This window comes from Gardnerella sp. DNF00497B (genome assembly GCF_049262725.1).
In the GTDB taxonomy this organism is placed as follows: Bacteria; Actinomycetota; Actinomycetes; order Actinomycetales; family Bifidobacteriaceae; genus Bifidobacterium; species Bifidobacterium leopoldii.
The window spans coordinates 732267-744890 of the sequence record NZ_CP058400.1 but is presented as its reverse complement, the minus strand read 5'-3'; the positions used below and the strand labels follow the sequence as shown (position 1 = coordinate 744890).

The window sequence follows — 12624 nt, the reverse complement described above, 5'->3', positions numbered from 1 at the left end:
ATTTAAAAAACAATTAAAAACTAAAAACTAAAAACCAAACACCAAAACCAAAAAAATATCCGCCTGAATGTCACTTTTGGGAAAACTTGCACAAGTGAGGAGGAATACTGCACATGATTGATAGCAGCATAAGTGCTGAAACTATAGAATCAGCCATAAGCTGGCTTGCAGGATTCACAGAAAAACCAGGAGAACAAGGAGTTACTCGACCTCTTTACACAAAATCTTGGAAACAGGCTCTTTTTGCTCTTCGTCAACGATTTGAAAAACTCGGTATGACTGTAGAATTCGACCAAGTTGGAAACCTAATTGCAACTGTTGAAGGATGCGAAAAACCAGAAAGCATAATAGCTTGTGGATCGCATATTGACACAGTTTCAAGAGGAGGTCGTTTTGACGGCCAACTTGGAATAGTTGCAGCCTATTTAGCAATTAAGAATTTACTTACTAGATATGGAAAGCCAAAGAAAAGTCTTCGCATTATCTGCTTAGCAGAAGAGGAAGGCTCACGTTTCCCATACGTATTCTGGGGTTCAAAGAATTTCTTCGGACTAGCCCAAAAAGAGGACGTAGAAAATATTTGCGACAGCGAAGGTGTTCCTTTCGAAACAGCAATGCGTGAAGCTGGGTTCAATTATCAAACAACTCAACCTAAGTTCGCAAATCTTGAAGCCTGGATTGAGCTACACATTGAGCAGGGACCAACGCTTTACAGCAATCACGAAGATTTAGGTATTATCACTAGCATTGCTGGTCAGCATCGTTGGGATATTCATCTTAAAGGCGTACAAAATCACGCTGGCACAACAATGATGTCCTACAGGCACGATGCAGTAGATTGCATGTCTCATATAATCGCCAAAAATCTTGACAAAGCTAAGCAAGCAGGCGACCCACTGGTGCTTACTTTCGGTAGAATCAGCGTAGTTCCAAATCAAGTAAATATTGTTCCTGGAGAAGTTACTTTTTCAATGAACTGCCGTCATACAGATAAAGCTTTTCTTGATAAATTCTTGCAGGAACTCGACGAGGATATTCACGAAACTGCCAAGTCTTATGGCATTACAGCGCAGATCGATAAGTGGATGTCTGACGATCCTACACCACTTAGCGACGATATTATTAATCTTTTGAAAGATCAAGCTAATAAGCAAGGTTATGCGTACAGAGTCATGCATTCAGGTGCTGGTCAAGATACGCAAATTTTTGCTCCGTTTGTAAAATCCGGAATGATTTTCGTTCCTTCAAAAGATGGTATTAGTCACGCTCCAGAAGAGTACACAGATCCACAAGACGCTGTTCACGGAGTAAAGCTTTTACGAGATGCTCTGCATAGTTTGGCTTATGAGGACTAACTAAAAACCAACTAAAAAGATAACGAAAACCAAATAAATAGAAATCTAGGAAGGACTCAAAAGGCATATACGATGCAAACTTCACTGCTTAATTAATCGCAGCGAAGAAAAGTGAATATCGAATGAGAGTACAACGCTTATTCACGAATAAGAGGCTGATACGAAGGGGCGCACCACCACGGGTACGAAATCCTTTCGTATCTTTTTTTATTTTTGAGCAAAGTTGCGATTATTACTTTCAAAAAACTCAAAACACAAAAAAGAATCAAATTACAAACAAGAAAAGTAAGGAGGTGCGCATGCAAATTAGTAAACTGCTACAAGATGAGCCAGTAGCTAGTAAAAACTTGGAATGTTACCGCGAGCGCGGCTACACCAACGAAGATTTACTGCCAAAGCCGCAAGAAAAACGCACAATGAGCGCTCTTAATTTCTGCACTTTGTGGATGCAGTCTGTACACAATATTCCTAATTATGCTGCAGTTGGCGCGTTCCTTTTAATGGGATACTCTCCAATTTACGTAATGATTGGTATCATGCTTGGCGCAATTCTTACAGCAATTGTCATGGTTGCTAACGGTGTTGTAGGTTCCAAATACGGCATACCGTTTTCTATGCATTTGCGCGCAACATACGGAAAAGCAGGCGCTCAACTACCAGGATTCCTCAGGGGAGTAGTTGCTGCAATATGCTGGTATGGAATTCAAACATATATAGGTGCGAAAGCTTTAGAGATTCTAGTTGGCAAAATTTGCCCTGAGTTTCTTACTTTTGGAAACAAAATACCATTTGTAGGTTCACACATACCTATTATTATTTCCTTCGCAATATTTTGGTTGCTTAATTTGGCGATTGGTTTAGGCGGAGGAAAAACTCTTAATAAGCTAACTGTAGTATTAAGCCCACTTATTTACGTTGTTTTTGGTTGCATGAGCGTATGGGCTATTAGCTGTGCTGGTGGATTATCTGCAATCATGCAATATCATGCTACTGTTCAAGCGCCAACTAATTACGGTCTTGGGCTTTTCATGATGATGGTTGTAAATTCTGTACTGGGCGTTTGGGCTGCTCCTGCCGTTTCTATTGCTGATTTTACGCAAAACGCAAAGTCAACTATGGCTCAACTAAAAGGTCAAATTGCCAGCTTCTTGCTAAGTTACGCGCTTTTTGCTTTTACAAGCGTAGTTATTTTAGTGGGCGGATCGCTTTTTTACCATGAAACTATTACAGATGTTCTTGTTATCATAAACAAGTGGGATAATCTTCCTGCAATTGCAATAGCTACTGGGTTGCTTCTACTTACTACAGTTTGCACAAATGCTACTGGCAATATTGTTCCTGCAGCATACCAGCTAACTGCTTTAGCTCCGCGATTTGTAAATTATAAGCGTGGCGTAGTTATTGCAGCTCTTGTAAGCACTGTGTTAATGCCGTGGAAGTTTATGGCTAATATTACAGGCTTCTTGAATCTTATTGGTATGCTTTTAGGCCCTATTGCAGGTGTTCTACTTGCCGACTATTACGTAGTAAAGCGCACACATATTGATCTTGATCAAATTTATTACGATACAAATAGCTCGTCAAAATCTGCTTATTCTGGAACTAACTGGATATCTTATACTGCTACGATACTTGGGCTTTTATTTGCTCTTTCCGGGCAGATAATTCCTCTACTTTCACCACTTACTCAAATCTCATGGATTGTGGGATGCGCTGTAGGATTCGTGTGTCAAATATTACTATCAAAAGTTTTTCAGCCAACAATGGCTAAAGAAAGGAAATAATATGAACTACGATGTAGTAATCACAAATGGTTTGGTTGTATTCGATAATGAAGCAACTAAAGCCGATATAGCAATTAAAGACGGCAAGTTTGCTGCTTTTGGAAGCAACTTTACAGCCGATAAAACTATTGATGCAACTGATTTAATAGTTGTTCCTGGAAAAGTTGATTCTCACGTTCATATTAACGCTCCAGGCGGCGGCGTTCGCGACGATTGGGAAGGTTTTGTAACAGCAACTTCTGCCGGCGCAAAAGGCGGTATTACTACAATGCTGCAAATGCCTTGCAATCAAATTCCTGCAACTACTGATGGAAAATCATTTGAAGCAGTGCTTAAAGAAGCCGACGGAAAGCTCAAGGTTGATGTTGGTCAAACTGGTGGCTTGGAACCACAAAACCTCAATGGCGGAATATGCGAGCAAGATAAGCAGGGTGTCGTTAATTACAAAGCATTCCTCGGCACTACTGGCGACAAGGATTTGCAAGTTGATTTGTATAATTGCGACGATTATTCCCTCTACACCGGTATGCAGCAGATTGCAAAAACCGGCAAAATTTTGATTATGCATTGCGAAAATGCTCCTATTACAGACCAGCTTGGAAAGAAAGCTCATCAAATGGGAGCTAGAAAGCTTTCTGAGTTCGTAGCAACCAGACCTGTTTTCACTGAAGTTGAAGCGATTGAACGCGCTTGTCTTTTTGCTAAAGAAACTGGATGCAGAATTCATATTGTTCATGTTTCTTCACCAGAAGGTGCTCAAGCTGTTGCTGACGCTCGTAAGAATGGCGTAGACGTAAGCTGCGAAACTTGCAACCATTACCTATATTTCGACACTTCTGAGCTTGACGAAATTGGAAATATCGCTAAGTGCACTCCGCCAATTCGTGACAAGGAAAACCAGAATGGCTTGTGGGAAAAGGTTTTTGACGGTTCTATTAACTTCATTGTTTCCGACCATTCGCCAGCTCCTTTGAGTTTGAAGCAAACTGATGATGCTTTCACAGCTTGGGGTGGTATTGGTAGCGTTCAAAACGATGTTGATGTGTTCTTTGATGAAGCTGTGCAAAAGCGCGGAATGTCATTAACTCAATTTGTGGCATTGAATTCTAGCAATTCTGCAAAACGCTTCGATTTGAAAGGAAAAGGCAGCATACGTTTGGGTTACGACGCAGATCTTGCATTCATTAAGCCAAACGCTCCTTATGTTCTTAAAGCTGAAGACCTTGAGTATCGAAACAAGTTCAGCCCATACGTTGGTCGCACTATTGGCTGCCAGGTGGTAAGAACTTTGCTTCGCGGCGAAGAAATTTACAGCCAAGAAAATGGCGTTTGCAAAGGCTTCAAGGGCAAGTTTATTCTTCATCCAGCTAAGGATTAGGTAGAATCTTTAAACGTAATATTTAAAACTTAAAGCATATTCTACAGAAAGGAGGTAAGTGTGCTGAAACTTAATCACGATACTGTGGATTATGTTGAGAACGAGAATTTACTTGAACTACTTAAGCGCGAAGGTTACGACAGTACTTTTGTTGCAATAGAAGTTGATGGTGAATTAGTAAAACGCAAAGATTTTGAAACTTTCATAGTTAAAGATAACGCAAAAATTGAAGTATTTAGCATTATGGGAGGAGGATGAATGGAAAGTGACGATATTCGCGCAAAAGTTCTTAAACGTCAGCTAAAGGAAGATAATGATTTGTTTGCTCAACAATCAGTTTCAATACTTGGCTGCGGCGGTTTGGGATCAAACATTGCGTTGATGCTTGCGCGAGCCGGCGTAAAAAAGTTGTACATTTACGATTTTGACAGTATCGAGTATTCGAATTTAAACCGTCAAAATTATACGATTAACGAAATTGGACAACACAAAGTATCTGCTACTAAAGCGCGGCTTAATGAAACTTTGCCGTACGTTGAAGTAGAAGCTTTCGTGCAAAAAGTTACGCCGGAATCGTTAGATGAGATTGCTGAGCGCTCCGACTTGTTTATTGAAGCATTCGACAATCGCGAATCGAAAGCAATGGTTCTTGACTATTTCATGAATCATCCTAACAAATATGTTATTACCGCTTCTGGCTTATCTGGACTAGGAGATATTAAGAACGTAAAAATTAAGCATCTTTCAAACGTGTGCTTAGTAGGTGATTTTAAGTCTTCTCCTGAAGAAGGCTTGTATTTGCCTTATGTTTCGATTATCGCAAGTTTAGAAGCGTTAGAAGCGTTGAAATGGATAAAAAATGGAGGAAATTATGGAGAATGAAGATTATTTAGAATTAGGTGGTAAGAAGTTTACTTCTCGATACATTTTGGGTTCTGGAAAGTATTCTGAGGAGCTTATTGATGCCGCAGTAAATAGTGCTAAAGCTGAAATGATTACTGTAGCAATTCGCTATAGCGAGAAAGCTGCAGGAATTTTAAAGCATATTCCAGAAGGCGTTACCATTTTGCCTAATACTAGCGGATGCGTAACTGTAGAGGAAGCAGTTAACACTGCACATATTGCTCGCGAAATGGGTTGCGGAAACTTCATCAAGCTTGAGATTATTCCTGATCGCAAGTATTTGTTGCCAAACAATGAAGCTACTTTGCAAGCAACAAAGATTTTGGCTGACGAAGGTTTTACTGTTCTTCCTTACATGTATCCAGATTTGTACTTTGCTAAGGCAATGCGCGACGCTGGAGCTGCCGCAATTATGCCTCTCGGCTCTTTGATTGGCTCTAACAAGGGTCTTGAAACTAAGAAGTTTATTCAGCTTATTATCGACGAAATCGATCTTCCTGTTATTGTCGATGCCGGCATTGGCGTTCCAAGCCAGGCTGCTGAAGCAATGGAAATGGGTGCTGCAGCTGTAATGGCAAATACTGGAGTTGCTACTGCAAACGATATTGTGCTTATGGCTAAAGCATTCAAGCTTGGTATTGAAGCAGGCCGCGCAGCTTATCTTGCAGGCCCTGGTCGAGTGCTTGAAAAGGGTGCAACACCATCTTCTCCAAAGCGCGATGACGAAAGCAAGTAAGCAAACAAATAAAATAAGTCTTCAACTTAAAACACTGAAAATCTGAAACAAGTAAGCCTTACAAGTGCAGCCAGTACTTGTAAGGCTTGCGACATACCTAATTTGCACTTTTTATGAAAATGATATAAGGTATTCACTTGTTTGCGGACATAGCTTAGTTGGTAAAGCGCAACCTTGCCAAGGTTGAGACCGCGGGTTCGAGTCCCGTTGTCCGCTCCATTTGAAAATAAAATATCCACAATTCTGCAACATTCACACATCGAACATGCGTTTCCTATATACTACTTATATACTGAACTATGATGTGACGAGTGCAGTCAGCGCACAAGATTAAATGCTGAATGCTTACGAACGCAACTTGCATTATGTCAACGACTTGAAAGAATGGGGATTATGGCTGAAGACGTGCAATCTACCGAGCAGACACACTCTAAAGAAGATCGTATGTCAATCATGTCAGACGCTATTGATTCCTTATGGCAACAAGGCGAAATTACTTCCATTCCTACTTTTTCTAAACACCGTATTTTTTGTGATTTTCCAGGACTTCCAGCAAATACCCAACTAGCTTGGTTTAAAATCCCTGGGAAACTATTTGGAATTGCGCTAGGTTTATGCAAAGATGATGGAAAACATTTTCGTCAACTTGCAATCGCAGACAAAGATGGGAGAGTTTACACAGGAGATAAAGTAACTCCTGTAGAAGCAATTGAGCGCATACCACAATTGTCATTTATTGAGCAAGGGTCTTTTAATCTATATAACAAAACTAGATTCTATGGATCTAAGCAAATACAAGCATCACATAACTTTACAAAACAACTACAAAACGTATTTAAAAATTTACGAAAAAAGAAAGTAAATAAGAATACTTCAAGCTCATACGCAAAACAAAACATTAACGATAAGCCTTTTGTCTATGGCGATGTTGTTATGCAAGTTTCTTTAGATGATGGCTTACATCAAGTTGCTTCATGGATCTGCTTAAACAATGGAAAGCATAAAAAATATACTATCGAAGGCACACGCGTATCGTTGAGTGACGATTTTAGATGCAATCTTTCATATGAAGACGCTATTGCTACAGTATTTTTTGCGACTTTTTTTGTGCCAGATTTACACCAATCATTAGTTGGTTTTGGATATTTTCACGTATTACACCGCTTGCATACAGAAGCTCCTCTTGGCGCAATAAGAAGAAGCGTTTCCGATATTAAAACTGCGCGCAAAGAAGGTTTTAGAGTTTCCGGTTTGGAAGAATACTACGAACGCGTCATGCGCGACGTTGGAGCATTAGAGCAAACTCACAGTCTAGAAGCAGTCCATGCAGCGGAAAGATTACACTTACAACCTGCACAGAAAACTTCAGCACATTACTTGATTTGGGATGATTCATTAGAGCCTTCTGCAGCTTTGAAAGTGTTGCGCATTGAAGGTGCATTAAACAGACTACAAGCAATTTATCAATGCATTCAAGCAAACGCATCGCAAGGTGGTAAAAGTTTAGAAGATAATATTACTTGCGAGCGCATTTGTGCTATCGATAACTCATTTATTGAAGATCCAGCTTTTATTGCTAGCGAAGATTTAGGAATGCAAAGTTTCGGAGATCCTACGCAAGATGACTGTATTCGCCCATTAATGCATTTATGGCGCAAAGCTCGCAAGTGCCAACAGTCTGCATCGTATTTAAAACAGACTGAAGCAGGAGAGTGGTTGTATCGCCAATCTTTAGCTGAACTTATTCGTAGCTTGTATTTACCGTTCCGTTTTGATGCAGATTTTCGCTCTAATTTAGGAGATGGGAAAGTTGCATTAGCTTTTACAGCAACAGGATCATCACTAATGCCAAGAAGTATCTACGATACTCATAAAAATAAGTGGCATGAGTATAGCGATAGCGAAAAGTCCAATATTTCAGTAAATTACAATTTGAGAATTGGAATTATGCTTGCAACTCTCGCTTTTGGTATTAGCGATAAAATACAGCAAGTTTCTATTAGACTTGACTCTATAGGTTTAGAAGAAATGGTTGCTGCACAAGATAGCGCTATTAGCAATCTACTAAATCGTACGCTAAGAGCACTAAATAGAATTGATAACAATAGTACGACGCACGAAAAAGGTGAGCCAAAAGATGGAGACATTCATGGCGACCCTTCTAAGTTGCAAGATTTGCAACACCTACCGTTTGCTGATGTTGTAGAAGCTGCGCAATCATTAGTAGATGAGCATAGCGATGATTTAACAAGCGCGATGGCAGCCGGAAACAATGAAAACAACGCAAATAACACAAATCCTTTAGCAGCATTTAGCGAACCGCCAGAAGTGCGAACTTTAATGACCGTCACTTTCGAACGTGACAATTTCGTAAAACATATTCGCTCGCACGGATTACGAAATCCTATAGAATTCTACAAAAAATCTAACGCGCGTATAAGCTTAAACGAAAATTGCAAGCTTAACACTGTAGAACCATCATTCGATTTGCATGACACTTGCTTCTCGCCTAACGGTGCACAGGAAGAGCCAGAGTTTTCAGACACACTATTTAACGAAGAACAAGAAGAAATACTCGGAACAGAACATGCTAAAGGTCTTTCTATACAACGAGAAGACTTGCTACAGCAAGCAGTCGCCGATTTTCATCATATTGCTTCACAACCATTGCTAACAACAGCTGAAAAAGCTCGTGAAGCAATGAATATCATCGAACAAATTGGCGACCCAGAGCTTAACAACCAAGCAGATATAGTAACTCGTTCACTTATTGACGAAACTACAATACCGGAACTTCATTTCAAAGCATCTCAAAATATAAGAGATATGCGCATACACGCCCAAGAACAACTCATAGAGGGCGACATTAAACAAGCATTAGAATCTTATGAGAACAATATTGCAAAATTTGACACCATGTTCACAATAGATAATGCTGTGCCACGTTACTTTAATTCATATGCAGAACGAGTAGTGTACAACCGCTTATTCGCAACACCAGACGAGCAAACACTACTTATTCCAGACGGATTATTCTACGCCCACATGGAATTAGCAGATTTGCTCTCACAACTACATCAATATGATGCGGCGTTAAAACATTTAAACACAATGGTTTCATACGCTCCAACATACGCATTATCGCATTTGCGACTTGCAGCAGCATTATCGCAACAAGAAGATTGGACGTCAACAGTAGCAGCATGTCTAAACGCACTTCGAGTCGCATTAGACAAAGACGACGCAGCATTCGCATACTATAGATTAGCTTATGCAGCTTGGATGCAAGACAAGTTCACTCTGGCAGCAAGCGCTTACCGAATGGCAGACTATTTAGCTCCAGGAAGAATAGAACCGCTACAAATGGAACTAGAAGAATTATTATCACGAATGCGCTCGCAGTGTTATAAAGCTCCTACTAGTATGGATGATGTTAGACATTGCTTTATGAGTGACGATATTCCTGTCTGGCCTAATATTGAAGCAAATCATATTATTGGAAAAGCCGCAAAGCTAACTGTTGACGATGGAATGTTTGTAATTGCAAGAACTTTGTGCGTAGCGCATATTCGAATGTCACTGAATGACGATTGTGAAGGTGCAGTACAATCACAGTTCTTACGTTCATTAAATGCGTAAATGGTAAGTGACATAATCTATATAAAGCAACAGCTGATTTGAAGGGGGTTTCATGAGTATGGCTCACGATGATATCGAGTCAAAAAACGCACAATGGACTCTTTTTGACGATTTTGACGAGCAAAATGAGACTCATGAAAATACGCAAAAAACAGATACGTGGATTGCTCAACTTCAGCCAACAGACACTGATGCGTTGGCTCTTGGAAACTTGCAGCCAGCGACGCTTACTATAGAGCAAGCTGCGAAACTTTGGGCAAAATTGGCAGCTTGGGCACAATCTGATCAAATTGCTTATTACGTAGAAGATTCTCCGACTAGTTCAGACGCAGCATATGATGCAAGAATGCGAGCGCTAAGCGCTTTAGAAGCTGCCTTCCCAACTTTAGATACTCCTCAATCTCCAACACATCGCGTAGGTGGAACTTTTTCTAACGATTTTACTTCTGTAAAGCATCCGTCTCGAATGATGAGTTTGGATGACGTATTTTCAATTGAAGAATTACATGATTGGTATAACAGCGTAATTCGCGATTTACAATGGGATGAGTCTAAGCCTCTTCCTATGACTTGCGAAGTAAAAATTGATGGTCTTGCTTTAAATCTTATTTATCGCAACGGTACTCTTGAACAAGGTCTTACTAGAGGCGATGGCGTAACTGGCGAGGATATTACATTAAACGTAAGAACGATTGAAGCAATACCAACACAGCTTCATTCTGATAATCCTGACGATATTCCTGAGTTCGTGGAAATTCGTGGCGAAGTTTTTATGAAATGGGAAGACTTTAGAAAATTAAATGATGAACAAGAAAATGCTGGACGAGTTGCTTTTGCAAACCCTCGTAACGCTGCAGCCGGCTCTTTGCGCCAAAAAGACCCACGAATTACAGCCACGCGTCGATTAAGCTTTTTTGCACACGGACTAGGTGAGCTTCGTTGGAAAGAAAATACAAACCATAACAATAGTGAAACAAAATTTAATCAGTCTGACGCATATAAGCTCTATCAACAGTGGGGAATACCTGTTTCTCCGTACACAAGAAAAGTCACAAATTTTTCTGAAATAGAAGAAATGATTGACTATTACGGAAAGCATAGAGCAAATATTTTGCACGCTTTAGACGGCATAGTTGTAAAAGTTGATGACAGAGCATTACAGCATCAACTAGGAGCTACTTCTAGAGCTCCACGATGGGCTATTGCATACAAGTATCCTCCTGAAGAAGTTAATACTTATTTGAAGGATATTATTGTCCAGGTTGGAAGAACTGGAAGAGTAACTCCTGTAGCTGTTCTTGAACCTGTTACTGTAGCAGGATCGACAATTTCTCGCACAACTCTTCATAATGCTTACGAAGTTGAACATAAAGGCGTGCTAATTGGCGATACTGTCGTAGTTCGTAAAGCTGGGGATGTTATTCCAGAATTAGTCGGACCGGTACTTAAAGCTAGGGAAGGGCGAGAAAATGAACTTAGAAAGTTTGTTATGCCAGAATACTGCCCATCTTGTGGAACTAAGCTAGCTCCTGCAAAAGAGGGAGATAAAGACATTCGTTGCCCAAATGTAGAAAACTGCCCAGCTCAACTTACAGAACGAATAATTCACTTGGCTTCCAGACAAGCTTTTGATATTGAAAATTTGGGCGATAACGCTGCGCTAGCTCTTACAAATCCTGAGGATTGCAGACCTACAACTGCAGAAGTTTACTGCCCAGATATGGATAAAATTATAATTCAGCGAGGCGCAACTCAACAACCATATATACCGTCACCAGATTTAACGCTACCTGAACCACAAACTCCAGTACTTAGAAATGAAGCTGGATTATTTAGTATTACTGCCGACGATTTGCAAAATGTAATGGTTTGGAAAGAAATTCCTCTTGTTGAAGAGTGGAAAGAAGTTAGTAAAGACGGTAGCTTTAAAAAGCGTACACGCAAAATAGGCGGATCTGGTCTTTGGCATCAAGTTAGAGCATTTTGGACTCGCACAATCGAAGCAAAGTTATCTACAAATTACGAAGCAGAAGGAACTCCCGAAAAAACTACTTCACCAAACGAACAATGGGATCCTCAATATCCTAAATTCCAAGTTCCAATTGACGCTAAAGTGGTACTTTGGAAAAATAAGCGCATTACTAGAAATGCTAAAACTAGCGACAACGCTAAAGAAACAATAAATGTGCCATGGTATACAAGACCTTCTGAAACTACTCGTAGTATGCTTGAAGAAATAGCTCAAAAAGGCAAGAATGCAGCACTGTGGCGAGTTTTGGTTGCTTTATCTATTCGTAGACTAGGTCCACCAACTGCACGTCTTATAGCGGCAAATTTTGGATCTTTAGACAATATTTCCAAAGCATCTATTGAAGAACTTACACAAATTGATGGAGTTGGTCCTGAAATTGCGCAAGCAGTATACAACTGGTTCCAACAAGCTAAAGACCCTGCTAATTGGCAATTTGAAGTATTAAAATCGTGGCAAGAAGCAGGTGTAGTAGGGAAAGTTGAAGCATCATCTTTCGCTCAAACATTAGTAGGTAAAACAATAGTTGTTACAGGATCTTTGCAAGGATTTACAAGAGACAGCGCAAAAGAAGCTATAGTCTCAAGAGGCGGCAAAGCATCAGGATCAGTAAGCAAGAACACATATTGCGTTATTCTAGGCGAAAATGCAGGATCCAAGGCAACTAAAGCGCAAGAACTTGGCATCCCTATGCTTAACGAACAACAGTTTAATACTCTTTTAAAAACTGGGAACTTAGAAGAAATACTACAAATTGCAAATAATACTGTTCCAAATCTCATTGCTGAGGAATCATAACG

At 40.1% G+C, this 12624-nt stretch carries 8 protein-coding genes and 1 tRNA gene; all 9 read left to right on the top strand.

Features of this window, described 5'->3' with window-relative positions; genetic code table 11:
• The first annotated feature begins 113 nt into the window (after positions 1-113).
• Positions 114-1355, top strand: a complete 1242-nt coding sequence (locus HXT26_RS02700) for a hydantoinase/carbamoylase family amidase (protein ID WP_004574239.1) — start codon at positions 114-116, stop codon at positions 1353-1355.
• A 299-nt stretch (positions 1356-1654) separates the two neighbouring features.
• On the top strand, positions 1655-3139 hold the full coding sequence (gene allW / locus HXT26_RS02695; protein WP_082851869.1) for an allantoin permease: 1485 nt from the start codon (positions 1655-1657) through the stop codon (positions 3137-3139).
• A 1-nt stretch (position 3140) separates the two neighbouring features.
• A complete protein-coding gene (allB, locus tag HXT26_RS02690) occupies positions 3141-4517 on the top strand; it encodes an allantoinase AllB (RefSeq protein ID WP_004106667.1) in 1377 nt (458 codons plus the stop codon).
• Positions 4518-4577: 60 nt separating this feature from the next.
• Positions 4578-4775, top strand: coding sequence for a sulfur carrier protein ThiS (gene thiS, locus HXT26_RS02685; RefSeq protein WP_004106666.1), 198 nt, complete (start codon positions 4578-4580; stop codon positions 4773-4775).
• Entirely contained in the window at positions 4776-5399 is a 624-nt protein-coding gene (thiF, locus tag HXT26_RS02680; RefSeq protein WP_004106663.1) for a sulfur carrier protein ThiS adenylyltransferase ThiF, read from the top strand.
• The gene (locus HXT26_RS02675; RefSeq protein ID WP_004108959.1) at positions 5389-6156 is read left to right on the top strand and encodes a thiazole synthase; all 768 of its coding nucleotides are present in this window, start codon (positions 5389-5391) and stop codon (positions 6154-6156) included. The genes thiF and HXT26_RS02675 overlap by 11 nt, the downstream gene beginning before the upstream one ends.
• A 143-nt stretch (positions 6157-6299) precedes the next feature.
• A tRNA-Gly gene (locus tag HXT26_RS02670) sits at positions 6300-6375 on the top strand.
• Positions 6376-6549: 174 nt separating this feature from the next.
• Positions 6550-9795 (top strand): tetratricopeptide repeat protein, encoded by a 3246-nt coding sequence (locus HXT26_RS02665; RefSeq protein WP_112928649.1) that lies wholly within the window; start codon positions 6550-6552, stop codon positions 9793-9795.
• A 58-nt stretch (positions 9796-9853) separates the two neighbouring features.
• Positions 9854-12622 (top strand): NAD-dependent DNA ligase LigA, encoded by a 2769-nt coding sequence (ligA, locus tag HXT26_RS02660; protein WP_082851871.1) that lies wholly within the window; start codon positions 9854-9856, stop codon positions 12620-12622.
• Positions 12623-12624 lie beyond the last annotated feature (2 nt).